The sequence below is a fragment of the Pseudomonas sp. MPDS genome (assembly GCF_013283895.1).
GTDB lineage: Bacteria > Pseudomonadota > Gammaproteobacteria > Pseudomonadales > Pseudomonadaceae > Aquipseudomonas > Aquipseudomonas rhizophila.
Genome location: NZ_CP054128.1, coordinates 4773717 through 4791977, shown reverse-complemented (window position 1 = coordinate 4791977; position 18261 = coordinate 4773717). Strand labels below are relative to the sequence as shown.

Genomic DNA, 18261 nt, shown 5'->3' with positions numbered 1-18261 from the left:
GGGTCAGTTTTACATCGGCCTTGACACATGCAGCTGCATACTTTCCCCTCAATATTCATGCCGGCGATGATATCTATACAAATTCGCTTATTTACTTATATAACAGCCTTCTCTATTTTTCACCCAACGGCATCATTAATGGGAGCGTGGTCAGAGCGGGCTCTCACGCCACGGCATGAGACGCTGCAACTCACCGCCCCTGTTAAGGAAGCTCTGAACCATCGTCGATGCCACGGTGATCAATGCGCCGAGTTCGACCAAGAACAAGGACGGCAAACGCGACCCGGAGATGCACCAGACCAAGAAGGGTAACCAATATTACTTCGGCATGAAGGCCCACATCGGAGTGGATGATGAGTCGGGTCTGGTACACAGCGTAGTCGGTACGCCAGCCAACGTGGCGGATGTCACTCAGGTCGACAAGTTACTGCACGGCGACGAAAACGTCGTTTGCGCCGATGCCGGCTACACGGGCGTCGAAAAGCGCTCCGAACATGAGGGCCGGGCGGTGATCTGGCAGGTCGCGGCACGCCGCAGTACTTACAAAAAGCTTGGCAAGAGCAGCCCGCTCTACAAAGCCAAGCGCAAGGTCGGGAAGGCCAAGGCGCAGGTGCGGGCCAAGGTCGAGCACCCGTTTCGGGTGATCAAGCGCCAGTTTGGTTACACCAAAGTTCGCTTTCGAGGGCTGGTGAAGAACACGGCGCAGTTGGTGACGCTGTTCGCCCTGTCGAACCTGTGGATGGCGCGCCGACATTTACTGGCGAATACAGGAGAGGTGCGCCTGTAATGCGGGAAATGGCCGCCGCGAGGTGCTCGCGGCGGCTAAAAATCCAGAAAGAATGGATGATTCGATCGTTTTTTAGACGAATCGCCGCTTTTAAAATTGGCAGGGCTGAAGTCAGCCAGAAATACGTGACTACTTCAGACCATCCTTAAATGCCCCAGCATGATGCCATTCGCACCATCTCAATTTTCGCCCACCCCTAATAAGAAAGAGATAATAATTATGAATGAAAAAGAAACCAATAAAATACGCCGCATTGCTGTGGTCGGTGGCGGCATCGGTGGCTTGACCTTTGCGATTGCGATGCGCCACCACGGTATCGACGTTGATATATACGAGCAAGCGGAGGAGTTGCGTGAGGTGGGTGCCGCGGTCGCATTATCCGCCAATGCCACGCGTTTTTATTATAACCACTGGGGTTTGGGCGAGGAGTTTGACGAGGCTGCGTTTGAAATTTCTGCTTTGATCTACCGGGACGGAAAGACTGGCCGTGAAATCGGCAGGCACGCCGGCGGGCTGGCGTATCGAGACCTTTTCGGCGGCCCATATCTCGGCATCCACCGGGCCGAGTTGCAACGAATCCTCTCCACCAAGGTGGGTATGGAACGCATCCACCTGAATAAACGCCTAGTAAATATCGATGACACTGGCGAACAGGTAGTGTTACATTTTAAGGATGGCAGCAAAGCGGAAGCCGATATAGTCATCGGTGCTGACGGGATGCGTTCCACCGTACGGAATTTGATGCTCGGCTATGAAGATTACATATACGCGGGGTACACAGCATTTCGTGGGATTGTTCCAATCGATAAAATACCGAGCATGCCTGATCCGACCGCTATTCAATTCTGGATGGGTGAGTCCGGCCACTGTCTTCACTACCCGATCGGCGGAGACAGAAAAGGAGACATCAATTTCTTTCTCGTAGAGCGCACTCCGACGACTTGGCCACTAAAACAGTCGACTGCGCCTACAGACGACGGTGAACAGCTACGCCTCTTCAAGGACTGGCATCCTGCTCTCGTCGAGATGATCGCTTCGAACACCTTGAAGACAGTAAATCAGCGATGGGGAATGGTTTATCGTATGACCCTTGGCCGCTGGAGCAAAGGTCGGGTAACGCTGCTCGGTGATGCTGCACATTCCCTAGTACCGCACCATGGACAGGGTGCCAACCAGTCGATCGAGGATGCCGTGGTCCTTGCTGACTGCATTGCCGCTGCGGGTTCCGCGTCGATTGCAGAAACCTTTGAACGTTACGAGCGACTGCGTCGTGGCCGGGCGCGCAAAGTTGTGTATGCGTCCGTGACCACTGGCGATATGTTGCACTTGCCACCGGGTGAAGAGAGGGATCGGCGCGATGCACGTCTTGCATCTCATGATGCCATGGTGCATCACCTCGATTGGATCCACGGCTTCGATGCTAGCGATCTCAACGAGCCGGATGAACGCCAGGGCGGCACCTGGTTGTGATGCGGGCTTTCTACGTCACCTCGGAATGTAATTTACCGTAGAAGACCTGTGGTGCAATGCTACTCACCTAAGCGGAGCAGCATTGCGATTAACCGGGAAGCGAGTTGTGGAAATCTTTACCATCCTGGGTCTTGATGGCCTAAGCCTCTTGGGGCACCTCTAAAAACACTCATCCGGACTGAGCCAGGATTCGAAAGTGCAGCTCCTTGGCATCCGAACGCCGACTTGGGCGCTCGCAGAGCATCGTGAATGGCCGGTTGCATCACGCAACCGGTGCCCGGTTCAGGTCATTTCCAGCAGGCTCGACACTATGACGACGTTTATATGAGGTTCACTTGTGTTAGCCGTACCCGCTCATCCCTAGCTAATCTCCGCCTTGATGCTGGCAGATTCAGTCTGGCCTCGCGGTTCGACCTACCGAAATATCGGCGGTAACATTGTCCCAGAGCTTCAGACCCGGCTGTTACCGGCCACGCCTGTCTGGGTAGGGAACGAGTGGTGGAACAGTCGGTTCCGTCGGGCGTTAACCTGCGGAACAGAAACCCATGCGACTTTCGGGTCGCACTGCCGAAGTAATATTGGTTACCCTTCTTGGTCTGGTGCATCTCCGGGTCGCGTTTGCCGTCCTTGTTCTTGGTCGAACTCGGCACATTGATCAGCGTGGCATCGACGATGGTGCCTTGGCGCAGCGACAGGCCGCGATCTCCCAGGTAGCCATTGATCATGCCAAGGATACCGGCCGCCAACTCATGCTTCTCCAGCAGCCGGCGGAAATTGAGGATGGTGGTCTCGTCAGGAATGCGCTCCAAGCTCAACCCGGCGAACTGACGCAGGATGGTGGTCTCGTACAGCGCTTCTTCCATCGCCGGATCGCTATAGCCGAACCAGTTTTGCATCAGATGTACGCGCAGCATCGCCATCAGCGGATAGGCGGGTCGGCCGCCTTCGCCCTTGGGGTAATGCGGCTCGATCAAGGCAATCAAACCCTTCCATGGCACAACCCGATCCATCTCGATCAGGAACAATTCCTTGCGGGTCTGCTTGCGCTTACCGGCGTACTCGTCGTCGGCGAAAGTGATCTGTTTCATCGGAAACTCGGGCGGGTGCGACGTCTCCCCGTCTTCAGTAGCAGCTGGCTTTAGAGTCCTGGGTCAATGTAACGGCTTTCGAGGCCAGTTGCTCGGCATAGGCCGATGGGGTTAACCCACCAAGCCCTTTCTTCGGTCTCTCTTCGTTGTATTCCCTCCGCCAGGACTCAATCACTACCTTGGCGTGCGGCAGGCTGGTGAACCAGTGTTCGTTCAGGCATTCATCACGGAAGCGCCCGTTAAACGATTCGATGTAGGCATTCTGATTGGGCTTACCTGGCTCAATCAGGAACAGCTGCACACCTCGCTGATGAGCCCAGGTCAGCATGGCCCTGCCACAGAACTCCTTGCCATTGTCCGTGCGGATGGCTTTGGGCAGTCCGCGTGACATGGCCAGACGATCCAGGATGCGCGTCAACGAAAGCCCGCCAATCGCTCTTTCCGGCACGATGGCTACAGCCTCATGGGTGGCATCATCCACCACGGTCAGGCTCTTGATGACACGCCCTTCAGCCGTGCGATCAAATACAAAGTCCATCGACCAGACCTGGTTGGCGGCCCGCGGGCGGCCCAGCGGCTGTCGATCTGCAATCGGAATCTTCTTGCGCTTACGCCTTTTCACCTGCAAGCGGGCTTCGGCATACAGGCGCTCCACCCGCTTGTGGTTGACCACCTCGCCAGCCTGGCGCAGCTTCAAATAGATCATCGCGGCGCCATAGCGGCGATGCCGATGAGCCAGGGCCACAATGCGCTTGCGCAGGCTCTGGTTGCGATCCGCCCTCGGTTGGTAGCGCAGAGCACTGGCGCTCATGCGCATCACCTGAAGCGCTCGGCGCTCACTCAAGCCGCGTGCCGTCATGTGGCGCACCAGCTCTCGACGCGAGGGTGCGCTCACCACTTTTTTCGCAACGCCTCGCGGGTGACTTCAATCTCCAGCATCGACTCGGCGAGCATTTTCTTAAGCCGGGCATTTTCGCTTTCCAGCTCCTTCAGGCGCTTGGCATCCGACACGCTCATCCCGCCAAACTTGCTGCGCCAGAGGTAGTAACTGGCCTCTGAAAAGCCGTGCCGACGACACAGCTCCTTGATCGGCAGCCCAGCCTCGGCTTCGCGTAGAAAGCCAATGATTTGCTCTTCAGTGAAACGCTTCTTCATGTCCAATCTCCTGGTTACTGGGATTGGACTCTAAAGCTGAGCGCTACTCAAATCAGGGGAGACGTCGGAATCGGTGGCCAGATGCTCATGGAATGGGTGGCCGGATGGCCGTGGAATCCGCACCTGTAATGCGGGAAATGGCCGCCGCGAGGTGCTCGCGGCGGCTAAAAATCCAGAAAGAATGGATGATTCGATCGTTTTTTAGACGAATCGCCGCTTTTAAAATTGGCAGGGCTGAAGTCAGCCAGAAATACGTGACTACTTCAGACCATCCCTAGTCAACCAGATCGCTATTGCCCCCGAAGATCGAGCCAACAAAGACAGCGGCTAAAATTAATTAGTACGAACTTCAGATGCTCACGATAGCGATTTAATCAGAATGAATAATTATAGGCTAAGACGAAATTATCTTGCGACATGGACGATCTCACGGGCGACGAGGTGTTGTAAGCCGATCGATTGGTCATACTTTGCTCGAAGGCATGCGAATACGCAGCATCGAACCTACCCGATTTTGATACTTGGTAGCTGAATCCCAAGGAAGCGTGTTTCCGCAAAATACCCGGAACTAGCGCCAACAATCCCTCATCATTAAAGGGCTGCGTCGCCTGACGGTAACCTGCTCGCACTGTTAAATTCGGGGTAGCTGCATACGAAGCCCCAATCGCCACTATTGTTTGATCCTTGGCATTTTGAGGAAGTCTTAAGTCGACATCACCAACATCACTAGAAAACCCTACCTTTATATCCTTCCAGGCATCCTTCCAAAAAACGCGAGACACATCAACAGCAACGAGTAATTTGTCCGTAACTTGGTGGCTCAGACCCACGTCAAGTTTGGCAGGGGTATTAAAGTCTAAAACACGAACCTCGCCCTCGATAGGCACATTACCGATGAGGCCATCTACCGCGGTAACAGTCCCCTTCCCTTTCAAATCGTTCATATGGCTTTTGAGCATGTAGGAGATACCCAACTTGGTCGTTGGCGTAATCTTATATAGCAAACCTAACCTACCCGAGTATCCCCAACCATCGACACCACTCGCAAGTTCCTTGTTTTGGCTAACGCTCAAATGCACACCCCGCGGGTCGGGTAAAGTGCCGATCAAGCCCAACAGCGAACCGGACACACGCCCATCACCGGCGAGACTACCCAACTGGTTCGTTCCCAGCAAATAATCGAGATTCAAACCAGTCCATTTTGCATCTAGCGATCCACCGATAACAAGACGATCGTTAATCTTAAAACTCACGGCAAAAGGTATGTCAAGTACAAACAAGCGACTGGCGTTCTCAAGGCCGGTATCAGCATCGGCGGCATAGCCCATTCCGCCAATATCGCCGCGGGACAAAAAACTGTCCTTCCCATACTCGACCCCTATCCCCGCTTGTGCGAATATGCCCGCGCCAAAGGTCCAGTTAGAAACTTTACGGATAAAAGCAAGCTGAGGGGCAACATAGGGGCCTCTATTATTAGAATGCCGACTTGATGACGCTTTCTCGCCTGTACCAAGATTAGTGGCGCTGATATCTGTGGTAATCAGATCTAGCCCTAGCAGTATTTCACCTGTCGCATCAGACAAGTCCATTGTCGCTGGGTTGACCATCATTGACGCGGGCCCGACATAATGAGCAACAGCCGTACCGCCCATGCTTCTGGAAACCGCGCCAAAGCCCTCCAAAAACACACCATCCGTCGCTACCGCATGGCTTGACGCAATACCCAAGATCGCAGCACTAATTGTTTTATTGAGTAAATTTGTTTTTTTAATCATATGTTCCACCGTTTATTAATTTTGTTTTTGGGATACAACATCACTAAAAGCAAACTGCCCGCAACCTTAGAAAAGCCCACACGAGCCGCGTAATTCTACCAGCACGTTTCAACCAATATGGAGCACCGGCTTGAGCGTGACCCCTTCTTCCGAGTCTTCGGCGGCTCGATTGATTTCCTCAAAAGGATAAAACTTAATTAGCTTGTAAAATAGAAACTTCCCCTGGCGATAAAGTTCCACCAACCTCGGAATAAAAATATCTGAAATCGACTGATCTTCGACGATTCCACGAAGCTTACGATTGAATAGCAGGAACTACACCAGGCCCTTCATGCCCTAAAACCATCGGGAGCGGAACCGGATAATGCTGATCGCGACAAATCAGATCCGTATGACACAACCCGGTCGCAACCAATATAACGAGAACTTGATCTTCTGCAGCTCATTAAGAGCTACATGCCCGAATAAGAATGGGCCGTTTTTTTTACGGACTATTGCCGCTTTGATTTCCATCTCCTTCTGTTACCGGTTTTACTCCGGTTTCCCCCGCGGCGGCTATTCCAGCACTACAGCCGCACCTCAGTGTGTTCTCGAGCATAAATAGACGGTCGTTGCCCCACCACATTTGATCGCCCAAAAACATCGTTGGTACACCGAATACTTTACGTTCGATGGCGGCCTGGGTATGCTCATCATACGCATTTGTTGCAGCGTCGCTGCTGAGAAACTCCTCGAAAGCAGCGCGATCCCACCCTAGAGTCCCGCACACTAGGGCAAGCAGGCTTTCCGAGTCCAGAGCTATACCTTCCCCCCAAACTGCATTGAATACTGTATTCACGTAAGCAGCAGTCTGCGTTTCGGCACCCGAGTAATAGAGCCCAGCATTCATCCGTTGGCTATTGTAATTGGCAGGAAATAAAAACGGTAATCCGTACAGCTCGGCCCAGCGTTTTAAATCCACCATCAAATAGGCAAGTTTGACTTTCAGATCGCGATTGGAGGGGCCTACGTTTCCGATGGCGATTTTGGCTCGCGCCAAATCAATCGAGTGATAGCGAATGGAAAAGCTATAATCGTGGGCTAGCTTCGACAAGCGATGGTTAGCCAAGTAAGAAAAAGGGCTCAAAAAGTCGAAATAGAAATCAACAATCACAATCAAACACTCCAAAAAACTAAGCCAACCAACAGTGGGTTGCCTCATCAAGGATGGCACCCATCGTCGGCTTGATATGCTGGCTTCATTCGGTATTCCTAAAGCCTGACTTCACACCCGAGTCTGCGAGACTAGCAGTCTTAGCTAAATTTGCCGAACTGGCGACGCCTACTAGTAGCGCAAGAAATATGATTAATCTAATATATTTCAAATCGTTCAGCGTCTTTTCCAGCATTTCGCCAGACCAATCGAGTTGGACTACTTCAATTCCTTGCTGTATTTAGCATGCAGTGCGGCCCAAGCTTTGCCTGACTTAAGGGCGCCAGCAATATAGTCTTCTGGGACGATGTTATAGGGCGGACGGCATGGTCCAGCTGTGAGCCAGCCAGCTGCATCCATGCGTGCTTTTTCAAGTCCGATGTTGTATTTCGAGAACTCCGAAAAGTCGCCACGCGGAAACAATGTCGAATCGGCTGCGCGCATGTCATCGGAGATGGCTTTGGCCTTGATCCAGTCACCGCTGCTCTTGGCCTGATCCACTGCATCACGCAACATGATGGCGGTAGCCGGGCCGCACATGGAGCCGCTTGACCAGAACGCGGTCATGCGCTCAGGATTGATGCGTGCGGCCGCGTAATAGTCGTCCTCGTGTGGAAGGAAGCGGATGTTGGGTGCCAATTTCAGGTCCAAGTCAAGCATTCCGATGCCTAGATACTTGGCAGTTACTACCTGCGGAATTTTGGACATTTCTGCCCAGAAGGGGCGAGGGAAGTCGAACTTGAAGGCTTCAGGGTTAGCGTAAATCGCAATGGCAGCCTCCGGTACCGCCTCTGCAACATCACGATAGAACTGGACCGCTGTGGGCAGGTCCATCTTCACCCACATTGGGACACCGAGCATGGTACCGCTGGCGCCCATATCCATAAACTCACGAGTTTGGCGGATGACTTCGCGGGTATTCAAGGCCGTGGTGCCGCAGAAATAAGGCACGCGACCACGAATGGTTTCGACAACCGTCGAAACATAGTCACGTTTTTCCTCCCAGGTCAACGTAGCGCACTCGCCAAAAGTGCCCATACTTAAAATTCCGTTGACACCAGCCGCAATCAGTTCTTCAACTATGCGAGCAGTCTCGTTTAAGTCAACTGTGTTAGTGCTGCGCCAGTTAGAAGCATCCGGAGTAGCCGGCGTTGGCATAATAGCCCAGACACCATGGATATCCTCGGCAGTAAGACGCGCTGGTTTCATAGTTTTATTCGACATGGAGACACTCTTGGTTAGGTAAAAAAGCTGGAACTAGGTTAGTCAGAATCGTTGTCCAATCGCGACCGACTCCAAATTACGGATCTAGAGTTACCGTAGCTGTAGCCTCTTGGAGCCCAATCACCTTTATACGTTCGGTTTAAGGAACAGCTTCCGGATATCAATACTAACGAGCCAGTCGCTCGTTAAGTCAACATGAACTTGCAGTGCTGGGCCCCATGCATGATCTGCATCGAACGACTGAGACTAGCATCCTCATTCGCCACGATCCTTGCATAATCTATTACAGCCCCGATGTGAGGGTGAACCGGAGCAAAATCGGGAAAATTAATACTGCAGGAGCATAAGTAATTTTCCCCAACGCATATCTGGAAGAGAGCCTGCGCCTGTAACTTTGGTTGTAGTTTTAACTCAATTTTACATCCATGCCGTAGCCAGTGGTCTCGATACCATGGCCAAAGATGTCTCCAACGTAGTACTCCGCTTCGTCTATGGCCTTGGCACCTCGCCAGCCGGGCTCAATGAGCCAGCCGGAAGGTGTTGCGCCATAGAACGTCAGCGCCTTGTCGTTAGCATGAATGCCAAGTTGCAAGGCAATGTCAATGTCGTTCTTTACAAACTGTTGATGGGTGTATCCCAGATCCTCTATGTCGGTGTACTCAAGCATCACATGATTGAGCCTCTTTTCAGCGGGCATGGCACCAAACCCAATGGAGTGGTCCCGACCATTGCAATGCATGAACGTTAGTTCGCCAGTCATGCCGTTGGGCAGCGGGATCCGGTATTCGACGTCCCCACGCAAGCCCAGAAGACTATAGAACTTGTGGGCAGCTTCGACATCGGTCTGGCGAACGATGCAATGACCCAGGCCTTGGTCACCAGTCACAAACTTGCCGTGCAGGGGGCGGCCGGGATGGAACGGGTTGTTCATGTCGATCCGGGGGCCCCAGAATATCTCGGTCGGGTTGCCGCCTGGATCTACTGTCTTCATCAGGCCCAACACCATTCGTTCCTGAGCCTCGGCTTTATCGCAGACGCGAACATCGTAACCGGCGTCAATGAGTTTTTGACCGAGAGCCTCGAACTCCGGTTTTCCGGACACACGCCAGCCCAGGTATTCCAGGTCGTCCTGGCCGTTATGATGGACCACGATTCGATGATGCCAGTAATCCATACGTAGATAGAAACGGTCCTTCTCACCTTCATCAAGAACTTGCAGGCCCAGCATATTCGTGGCGAATGATTTCCACGCATCAGGATCCTTGACCGAGATGCCCATGTATCCGAGTTCAATAACTGCAGGTTGCTTACTCATAGTTTGATTCCATGGAGTTAGTGCTTATTAGAAGGGATACTGCTGCTCGAAAGGCTCGATGGTCAGCCACTTGAGCTCTGTGAACTCATCGATCACAGCACGGCCGTCGAAGCGCCCGTAGCCAGTGTTCTTAGTGCCTCCGTATGGAGCCTGCGCCTCGCTTTGGACAGTCGATCCGTTAATGTGCACTGAACCATATTCGATGGACATGCCCACGCGCAAAGCACGGTTGATGTCGCGGCCAAATACGCCCGACGACAGGCCATAGGCGCTGTCGTTGGCAATGCGAATGGCCTCTGCTTCGCCGTTGCAACGGATCACCACAGTGATGGGACCGAAGGTCTCCTCATCGTAGATCCGCATGTTGGATTTGACGTGATCCAGGATCGTGGCCGGCATGACCGCACCTTGGGCCATGCCGCCGCAGGCAACTGTGGCTCCTTTGTCGATCGCGTCCTTGAACAAACCATTGATCCGCTCGCCTGAATTTGGCGAGACCATTGGGCCGATGATGCAGTCGCCAGTTACGCATGGGTCGCCCGCGCTCAAACGCTTGGTCTTTTCGGCAAATTTGGCGACAAATTCGTCGGCAATCTTCTCATCAACCACCAAGCGCTCAGTGGACATGCAGATCTGACCTTGGAACAGGAAGCTACCGAATACCGCTGCCTTGACAGCTGCGTCGATGTCCGCGTCATCCAGAACAATAAGTGGGGACTTGCCACCGAGCTCCAGCAGGCAGCGCTTGAGGTGTTGCGCGGCCTTCTGCGCGATAATGCTGCCCACGCGGGTGGAGCCCGTGAAGTTGATGCGGCGGATCTCCTTGGCCGAAATCAATGCGTCCGCGATCTCGGGCGAACGGTCAGGCGAAGAATTGAGATAGTTGAGTACGCCAGCAGGCAGCCCGGCTTCCTGCACGCACTGGGTGATCAGGGCATGCGTCGCGGGACTAAATTCGGAACCTTTGAATACCACCGTGTTGCCGCAGACCAGCGGATAAGCGATGGCTCGTGCCGCCAGCACTGCGGTGCCGTTCCACGGAACGATGCTCAGGATCGGACCGACCGGCTGACGTAGCGTCATTGAGAGCGTGTCAGACTTGTCTGTCGGAATAGTTTCCCCCTGAATTTGTGTAGCCAGCGATGCCGCTTCACGGAACACATTAGCTGACATCTGGACATTGAAGCCGGCCCAAAGAGCGGAGGCTCCCACCTCCTTGGCCATCACTTCGATAAACTCGGGTGTTTTACTTTCCATGACCTCAGCAACCCTCAGCAGAAGGCGGCGACGCTCCGAAGGGCCAACAGTCTTCCAGGTCTGGAACGCCTCTTGGGCAGCTTGCGCGGCCTTTAACGCATCCATCACCGTGGAGTTTGCACACTCCGTCATCACCTCACCACTGACGGGGTGCTTTCGCTCGAAGGTCTGTTGGTCACTGGAATTGATCCAGACATTGTTGATAAACAATTTTGTATTCATGCGGTTTTACCAGAAATTTAGTTATTATTTCAAGATAGGCGACAAACCTACTTGCGACCGAGCGCCATCCCTCCATCTATATTAATGACAGTCCCGGTAATGAATTTCCCTTGATCTCGCGACGCCAACAACAAATAGGGTGCCACTACGTCTTCGGCCTTGGCTGAAATTCCAAGAGGCGTTAGACCCTTGATCATGTCCTCGATACCGGGCATTTTTTCCATGTGAGTTTTGTCGAAGCCGGCGCTTGCGGGACCGCTCAGAGGCGTCACAGTGCCGCCCGGTGCTACGGCGTTGACGCGAATGTGGGGAGCCAATTCGTAAGCCAAAGCTTTCATCATGCCCAGGACCGCATGTTTGCTGGCGATGTAGCATGAACCACCAGCACCGACCGTATGGGACGACACTGAAGCGGTCATCACCACTGATCCGCTAGTCTTTTTCAGTTCCTGCAGGGCGGCCCTGATACCGCTGAAATAGCTCTTGACATTGATGTTGAATATCTCATCAAAACTGCTCGATATTTTCTCCCAAGGCTCTTCGATGCCAAGCATGTAATCCCAAATACCGGCATTTGCAATGAAACAATCGAGATGGCCGAATCTATCGGTTGTTTGCTTTATCAGCTTCTCATTTGTTGCGTGGTCCCGGACATCGCCCACGACGATCTCGAGTGCGTCCTTGAACTCATTGCAAAGGCTCGCCTTTTGCTCCTCGTTTTGTACGAGAGCGGATACGCAATAACCGGCGGACTTAAAGGATCGAACCAGTGCGAGACCAATTCCTGAGCCAGCACCGGTTATCGAAACGACTTGTTGATTGCTCATACACACAAATTTCCTTTTGAACAATGGGACCGCTTGTAGCAGTCACCATTTGTAAAGGCGATTATTGGGTCACATAAAGATCATCACATTGTGCGTCTGGAATGTGCGCTCTGGATAATCAATCAATCGTTGGACCAACTTACGCGCTCCATCTTCGCCGCGCTTCCATTTATCCTCCCGAGTGGCATAGAAGACATCGACTTGATTGCCGCGTCGTGCTCGGTGAACAATTAGGTTGGAGCGAATGTGAAGCAAATCTTCATTTTCGTCCATTGCAGCCTGGATATTTGTGATGAAACGAGTAAAGCGCACCTTTGGACTATTGCCCCAGTTTTGCGGATCCAGTTGATGCGCTACGCGAACTTCCAGTTGTTCATAATTCTCGTTGAAAATGTTCATGGTTTCATTGAGCTGGTAACGGCGCTCGGAAGCTGAGCGCAGTTCGCGTGAGATAATCTGATATTTCACCTCTGAGTCCACGCAGTGCTCTAACCAGGCGCGGTAAGCCTGAATGTCTAAAAGATGCGCTTCCCGGGTTAGCAACGTGGTAGCTTCTTGTTGCAAAGCCTCGTCGCCGGAATTTAAGAAACGAAGAAACTCTTCGGCATCGTGGGCGGAGACAAGCTTGTCTTCTTGAATATTAATCATCATGGTCCCTCTCGTCTGTTAGCGATCAGTAGTCTTTGTCAGTTCGGTATGCCAATTTTTAGAGGCATCCTCGAATTCAGCCCAGCTAGAGCTGCTGATGTGCGCGCCGTAAGCCCGATAGAAGCCACGATAACTGGTCTCGCCAATCGCCGATTTGCCGACGACGCCAGGATAAACCTCGTCGCCGTATACGTCCCCGCCGAAACCCAGGTTGGAAATCAGATCGCCATCCCTGGACTGATATTTCTTGGCGTTTTGCGATACCGTTTCCATATTGTCATTGTCATCGCTTTCCCAGAAGCCAGCAGGCCCAAACGTTCTCTGAACCGCGTCGACAAAGCGGCGCTTGAGATCCTCGGGCATGTCTTTTTCGACCATGGCGTAGGTCCATACCTCAGTGGTATTTGCGTCGATCGGGTGCCATACCTTGAAGACACCCGAGCAGGTCAGAAAACTGTTGTTCGGGAAAACGGTGCCGTTGAGGTGGCTACGATAGATTCGTGCGCGAACCTCGCCAATTTCTTTGTTCAGCCGTTCCTGCTTAGCACCGCCGAAGGCCATCAATTCCGGAACCAGGTCTGCGCTGTGCACGCCTGAATATCCGTCCCACAACACACCCATGCCGCTGCCGTATTTGGAGGTCATTTGCAGACCTGCACCTTCTGGGGGCAAAGCTGCGTTGCCAGCTAACGACGAGAAGACCGACTGCCCTGTACGAAGCGAAGACGCATGCGTCCAACCCACGTGGTATGCATCCCCCACAAAGTTTTCCGCGGGCGCTTTCCAGTTAGCCTTGATTATGACCTTGCCTGGAGGACCGATCAGTTCTAACCCACCGGAATGCTTATGCATGGGCTCCCAGTACCAGCCAGCGTCCCCCAAATAGTCTATGAGAGAAGGGGCTTCCTCATCGAAGCAACCATAGATGAAGCCATGGAAGCTCTCTACACGAGCGACTTCTTTCAATCCCATACATTTCTTGTCGAGCGCCTCGCCATACAGTTCTTTTTCAAACGGGACGCTCTGCAGTTCACCGTTAGCGCCGAAGCCCCAGCCGTGATAGCTGCAAACGAAACCTTTAGCATTACCTGCTTCTGCGTGTACCAGCGTCTTGCCACGGTGACGACAAACGTTCAGGAAAGCACGAATCGAACCGTCGTTCTGCCTGGAGACGATAACCTCATCAACCCCCATTTTTGCCGTAACATAGTCGCCAGGGGACGGAATCAGGCTGTCATGAGTCAGGAAAAGCCAGTTCCGAGCAAAAATGGTTTCCAGTTCGCGCTGGAAAAGTTCTTCGTCGCCATGAATCAGGTGTTTTTGGGTCAGCCCAGATTCAGTCACCAAGGTTTTATTTTTGTAATTCATATTTTCACCTAAAAAAATCGAATGGGGGGGATTACGCTCTAGGGTCCGGGGTGCCTCCTATTAAAATTCTCAGCTCAAATCAATCATCACACGCTGGCCCTCAATCTTCACCGGGTATGTTTTGATGTTCTGTGTCACAGGGGCGCACAAGGCCCTGCCTGTGCAAACATCAAATCGACCTTGATGCAAAGGACATTCAATTTCTCTGCCTTCTAGAAAGCCATCACTCATGCGGGCAGCACCATGTGTGCACAGGTTGTCGGTAGCGTAGATTTCGCCTTCCACTTCATACAGCGCTAGTTCCTTACCTTCGACTGTCACGCCGAGGACGTCACCTTCAGGGATTTCATAAAGAGCGACTGCGTCAATCCATTTTTCTGTCATAAAGCTATCTTCAAATGGGGTAATGATGGAGTTAGAGATCATTCAGCTGTCCCAAATATTCTGACGCGGCTGTTGTTAGTGATGCTCATTTAAGTGTCTTCCTGATGAATTCTCGATGTACAGAGGTGCAGGGTCGGGGCAATTCAGACCCCGCTGGGATAGAAGGCATCGGCATAAATATGTTCGGGCGATATTCCAAGAACTTTGGCGACGGTGCATAGAGCGTCAACCATCGCTGGTGCGCCGCACAGGTAGGCTCTCCACCCAGCCAGCGAGGGAATGTCTTTTTCAATCAAATCGGTAATTAGGCCGGCTCGCTGGCCCTCATTAATCGGGCCCGTCGCGATCACTGTATGGACAGTCAGTTGAGGGTGGATAGCCGCGAGTTGGTTCAATCGGTCTGCGTCGTAAAGGTCTTGCTGACTGCGCACCCCGAAATAAAGGTGGATGGGGTTCGTCATTCCCGACTTCAGCGCGCCGCGAACAATCGACAGCACCGGTGCGAGTCCGGTCCCGCCGCCCACACACAGCATCGGCCCGGTGTGAGCCTGACGCAGATAGGCCGTACCAAGAGGCCCGCTCAACTTAATGCTTGTACCTTCGCGGACGTGCTCGAAAATATACTCCGTGACACGCCCGCCCGGCACTTTGCGGATATGGAACTCCATTTCTTGGTCATCTGGCAGACCAGCCATTGAATATGGACGCACATGTTCGGGACTGAACTGTAGCGTCGCGTACTGTCCGGGTGAGAACTCAAAGGGCTTGGCGAGGCGAATGCGGATGCGACGAATATCGTGAGTGGGCGACTCGACGGCGACAACCATGCCTTTGATGATTCGCGCCGGGTGAGTGACTATGTCGTCTGAGTCTATGATCTCAATTGCGCAATTGCTGGTGAGCACTGACTGACAGGCGAGTACATAATGCTCTTCGATGCGATTTGAGTCACCGCTTTTCGCCGCCGAACTAATGACGCTGCCATCTATAACTCGGCAGCGGCAAGTACCGCATCGTCCAGACATACAGCTGTAGGAAATACCCACACGGTGCTCACGGAGCACTTCCAAAAGGTTGGCACCGGAATCAAAAGGCAAGCGGCGATTGTTCGGTAGTACGAGAAGTTCCATAGATCTAGCTTCTTTATTTATATGTTTTATGGTTCCATGGTCATTGACTGTATTCTAATAGTCAATAAACCATAAATGAATATTAGTATCACTAATATGAATAATGTCCAGGCCATCCCTTACCGGCCCGTTGTTTGACTACACGACCCCGACCCGCAGCGGGGTCCATTCGCTTTCCTTCACCGCTGTGCTCACGGCCATGACGAGCTTGTCGAAATTGCTGGCAGTCACGCCCTCCAGTGCCGAGCGCCCCCGCAGCATCGAGCGCGGCTGCAGCAGTGCATGGTAGATCTGCCAAGGGTCCGCACCCCTGGTCAGCTTCAGGACAGACTGGATCAGCTCGTGCTTGAGCGGGTCGAGGTGCCAGTCCGGCACGCGCTGGCCGCGGTTGCCCACGTTCAACGCCAGCAAGTTGCCCGCCTGGATCTCGTAGCTGATCCACCTGCGAGATTTGCCCGCCATCTTGGCAAACGCAGCGACGGGAAGGTTGTGCGGCGCTTCGAAGACATCGAACAAATCCATTCTCTCGCGCTGAATGTCCGAAGGCACCAGCGGCGCGGCCGATCGCTGGGGCGGCACTGCCGGCAGCCGATGTGCGGCGGCAGAAACCAACGGCATGGCGTCACCCGGCTTCGTCACGAGCAGGCTTGGCGAAGCGGCAACCGGCGTAGAGGGCGCGCTTGCGGTTTGCTCACTCGGGAATGCGGGCACACCTTCCAGATGCACGGTGAGCGGCATGCTGGCCGCCTCGACCTGGTTCTGCTCGAAGAGGTCGAGGCGATCGGCCCAGTCCTGCATCATGCGTCGACGCTGCTCCACGTACTCGGCATGGTTGTAGGTGGCGCTGACCTTGTTGGGATCGACATGCGAGAGCTGTGCATCCACCCAGACCTTCGGGTAGCCGATCTCGTTGAGCGCAGTGGACATCGTGCCACGGATACCGTGTCCGGTCAGGCGTTCCTGATAGCCCATGCGTTTGAGCGCACCATTGAGCGTGTTCTCGCTGATGCGCTTCTTCAGGTCGCTGTCGTGCCGGAACAGGTAGCGCTGGGCCGGCTTGAACTCATCGAGCAGGTGCCCGACGATCTCCATGGCCTGAATCGACAGCGGCACGATGTAGGGCGGGATGTCCTTCGGCTGCTGCCGCTTCTTGCGCATATCCAGCTGGAGTTGCTTCACGACGTCGGGCGGGATGATCCACAGCCCTCGGTCCAGATCGAATTGATCCGGCATCGCCTGCCGCAGCTCTCCGGTTCGCACGCCGGTCAGCAGCAATAGCCGCAGCCCGAGCTGGGTCTGCCGCCGGCCGCGATAGCTGCGCAGCCGCTGCAACAGCCTTGGCAGCTCGGCCATGCGCAGGAACGGGTTGTGGTTGACGGGTGGCAGCGGCAGCGCCACCACATCGAGATCGAAGGCGGGGTTCTGCTCTAGGCCCGGCACGATCACCAGCGCGTAGCGGAACAGTTGGTTGAACCACGTCCTGACTTTCTCGGCGACGGAGAGCGCCCTGCGCTTCTCGATCCTGGCGATCACCTCCAGGAGGTCGGGCCGCTTGATCTCATAGATCGACTGCTTGCCCAAGGTCGGCAGCACATCCTTGTCGAAGATGCGCGGAAGGATCGAGAGAGTCGTCTGCCGGCCTTCCTTGAGGCTGAGCCCGCGATGCTTGAGCCACTTGCGATACACCGCCTCGAAGGTGTTTTCGTCGGCGAGCCGGACAGCGGTGCGCTTCTGCTTGCGGTGATCGCGAGGATTGGTGCCTTTGGCCAGCAGGGCGCGCGCTTCATCGCGCAGGCTGCGGGCCTCGCGAAGCGTCACCTCCGGGTAGGTGCCGAGCGACATCCGCTTCTGCTTGCCCGCCCAGTAGTAGCGGAAGTGCCAAGTCCTGCCACCGGCAGCGGTGACGGCCAGGGAGAGGCCATCCAGGTCAGGGAGGGTGTATGCCTTGCCAGTCGCCTTGGCCTGTCGAACGGCCAGGTCTGAGAGTGCCATGCTCTTGCTCCGAACATGAGTCAGGAACCAGATGCTGGTCACGTCGACCTCGCCTCTCCATCAACAATCCGGAATCAGCCGCGCCCGCAAAAATGGACTTGTTTGTGGACTTAAAAGTCCCGGCTGTAGGCGGATCGCAGTGGACCACAGCAGAACGTCAAAGAGAGAAAAAGCCTTTGTGTGGCAACGACTTGCAGACTCTCTTGGACTTCTGCGGAAGTCCGCAGAATGATGCAGTGGAGCGGGTGAAGGGAATCGAACCCTCGTTATCAGCTTGGGAAGCTGGAGTAATGCCATTATACGACACCCGCTCAGAGCGGCTGACTTTGTACCAGATGTGGGCGCGGATTTGAAGTTTTTCTTTACGGGCGCAGCAGTGACGCGTCTACGCAAACCTCAAACCAGAGCGGTCGTTCGTGGGCAAGCC

The 18261-nt window shown here is 53.9% G+C and carries 13 protein-coding genes, 1 tRNA gene and 3 pseudogenes; 2 read left to right on the top strand and 15 right to left on the bottom strand.

The genetic code is table 11. From position 1 onward, the window contains the following. Positions 1–217 precede the first annotated feature (217 nt). Together HQ912_RS21060 and HQ912_RS21055 are read left to right on the top strand one after the other, a co-directional pair. Positions 218–787, top strand: a pseudogene (locus HQ912_RS21060) (IS5-like element ISAch1 family transposase); the annotation flags it as partial. A 219-nt stretch (positions 788–1006) separates the two neighbouring features. Then, positions 1007–2257, top strand: coding sequence for an FAD-dependent monooxygenase (locus tag HQ912_RS21055; protein WP_024162457.1), 1251 nt, complete (start codon positions 1007–1009; stop codon positions 2255–2257). A 566-nt stretch (positions 2258–2823) separates the two neighbouring features. Here the strand turns inward: HQ912_RS21055 and HQ912_RS21050 are convergent. The 15 genes and pseudogenes from HQ912_RS21050 to HQ912_RS20980 form a co-directional block, all read right to left on the bottom strand. Then, positions 2824–3345 (bottom strand): annotated as a pseudogene (locus HQ912_RS21050) (IS5 family transposase); the annotation flags it as partial. A 50-nt stretch (positions 3346–3395) separates the two neighbouring features. Further along, positions 3396–4500: pseudogene (locus tag HQ912_RS21045) on the bottom strand (IS3 family transposase). 374 nt (positions 4501–4874) lie between these two features. After that, the gene (locus HQ912_RS21040) at positions 4875–6275 is read right to left on the bottom strand and encodes an OmpP1/FadL family transporter (protein ID WP_173407260.1); all 1401 of its coding nucleotides are present in this window, start codon (positions 6273–6275) and stop codon (positions 4875–4877) included. 295 nt (positions 6276–6570) lie between these two features. Then, positions 6571–6675, bottom strand: a complete 105-nt coding sequence (locus HQ912_RS28180) for an alcohol dehydrogenase catalytic domain-containing protein (RefSeq protein WP_180983588.1) — start codon at positions 6673–6675, stop codon at positions 6571–6573. 84 nt (positions 6676–6759) lie between these two features. Beyond that, positions 6760–7428, bottom strand: coding sequence for a 2-hydroxychromene-2-carboxylate isomerase (locus HQ912_RS21030; RefSeq protein WP_003292062.1), 669 nt, complete (start codon positions 7426–7428; stop codon positions 6760–6762). Positions 7429–7686: 258 nt separating this feature from the next. Beyond that, on the bottom strand, positions 7687–8691 hold the full coding sequence (locus HQ912_RS21025) for a dihydrodipicolinate synthase family protein (RefSeq protein WP_037060439.1): 1005 nt from the start codon (positions 8689–8691) through the stop codon (positions 7687–7689). 406 nt (positions 8692–9097) lie between these two features. Further along, positions 9098–10006: a 1,2-dihydroxynaphthalene dioxygenase gene (nahC, locus tag HQ912_RS21020; protein ID WP_020307243.1), complete on the bottom strand. Its 909-nt coding sequence runs from the start codon at positions 10004–10006 to the stop codon at positions 9098–9100. Between the two features lie 27 nt (positions 10007–10033). Continuing rightward, complete coding sequence (locus HQ912_RS21015) at positions 10034–11485, bottom strand: aldehyde dehydrogenase (RefSeq protein WP_173407259.1); 1452 nt, start codon at positions 11483–11485, stop codon at positions 10034–10036. 47 nt (positions 11486–11532) lie between these two features. Further along, positions 11533–12312, bottom strand: a complete 780-nt coding sequence (gene hcaB, locus HQ912_RS21010; RefSeq protein ID WP_173407258.1) for a 3-(cis-5,6-dihydroxycyclohexa-1,3-dien-1-yl)propanoate dehydrogenase — start codon at positions 12310–12312, stop codon at positions 11533–11535. A gap of 69 nt (positions 12313–12381) precedes the next feature. Further along, on the bottom strand, positions 12382–12963 hold the full coding sequence (locus HQ912_RS21005; protein ID WP_014819637.1) for an aromatic-ring-hydroxylating dioxygenase subunit beta: 582 nt from the start codon (positions 12961–12963) through the stop codon (positions 12382–12384). A gap of 15 nt (positions 12964–12978) precedes the next feature. Then, entirely contained in the window at positions 12979–14328 is a 1350-nt protein-coding gene (locus HQ912_RS21000) for an SRPBCC family protein (protein WP_173407257.1), read from the bottom strand. 69 nt (positions 14329–14397) lie between these two features. Next, positions 14398–14712, bottom strand: a complete 315-nt coding sequence (gene ndoA / locus HQ912_RS20995) for a naphthalene 1,2-dioxygenase system ferredoxin NdoA (protein ID WP_009399901.1) — start codon at positions 14710–14712, stop codon at positions 14398–14400. Positions 14713–14855: 143 nt separating this feature from the next. Beyond that, positions 14856–15842 carry a 2Fe-2S iron-sulfur cluster-binding protein gene (locus HQ912_RS20990; protein ID WP_014819639.1) on the bottom strand — a complete coding sequence of 329 codons (987 nt, stop codon included), beginning with the start codon at positions 15840–15842 and terminating at the stop codon, positions 14856–14858. A gap of 138 nt (positions 15843–15980) precedes the next feature. Beyond that, positions 15981–17834 carry a tyrosine-type recombinase/integrase gene (locus tag HQ912_RS20985; protein WP_173407256.1) on the bottom strand — a complete coding sequence of 618 codons (1854 nt, stop codon included), beginning with the start codon at positions 17832–17834 and terminating at the stop codon, positions 15981–15983. Positions 17835–18071: 237 nt separating this feature from the next. After that, a tRNA-Gly gene (locus HQ912_RS20980) sits at positions 18072–18145 on the bottom strand. Positions 18146–18261 lie beyond the last annotated feature (116 nt).

Excerpts from the sequence above, each read along its gene's own strand:
- HQ912_RS21055 (WP_024162457.1), top strand. The coding sequence starts at position 1,007 with ATGAATGAAAAAGAAACCAATAAAATACGCCGCATTGCTGTGGTCGGT.
- HQ912_RS21040 (WP_173407260.1), bottom strand. The coding sequence starts at position 6,275 with ATGATTAAAAAAACAAATTTACTCAATAAAACAATTAGTGCTGCGATC.
- HQ912_RS21025 (WP_037060439.1), bottom strand. The coding sequence starts at position 8,691 with ATGTCGAATAAAACTATGAAACCAGCGCGTCTTACTGCCGAGGATATC.
- nahC (WP_020307243.1), bottom strand. The coding sequence starts at position 10,006 with ATGAGTAAGCAACCTGCAGTTATTGAACTCGGATACATGGGCATCTCG.
- HQ912_RS21015 (WP_173407259.1), bottom strand. The coding sequence starts at position 11,485 with ATGAATACAAAATTGTTTATCAACAATGTCTGGATCAATTCCAGTGAC.
- hcaB (WP_173407258.1), bottom strand. The coding sequence starts at position 12,312 with ATGAGCAATCAACAAGTCGTTTCGATAACCGGTGCTGGCTCAGGAATT.
- HQ912_RS21005 (WP_014819637.1), bottom strand. The coding sequence starts at position 12,963 with ATGATGATTAATATTCAAGAAGACAAGCTTGTCTCCGCCCACGATGCC.
- HQ912_RS21000 (WP_173407257.1), bottom strand. The coding sequence starts at position 14,328 with ATGAATTACAAAAATAAAACCTTGGTGACTGAATCTGGGCTGACCCAA.
- ndoA (WP_009399901.1), bottom strand. The coding sequence starts at position 14,712 with ATGACAGAAAAATGGATTGACGCAGTCGCTCTTTATGAAATCCCTGAA.
- HQ912_RS20990 (WP_014819639.1), bottom strand. The coding sequence starts at position 15,842 with ATGGAACTTCTCGTACTACCGAACAATCGCCGCTTGCCTTTTGATTCC.
- HQ912_RS20985 (WP_173407256.1), bottom strand. The coding sequence starts at position 17,834 with ATGGCACTCTCAGACCTGGCCGTTCGACAGGCCAAGGCGACTGGCAAG.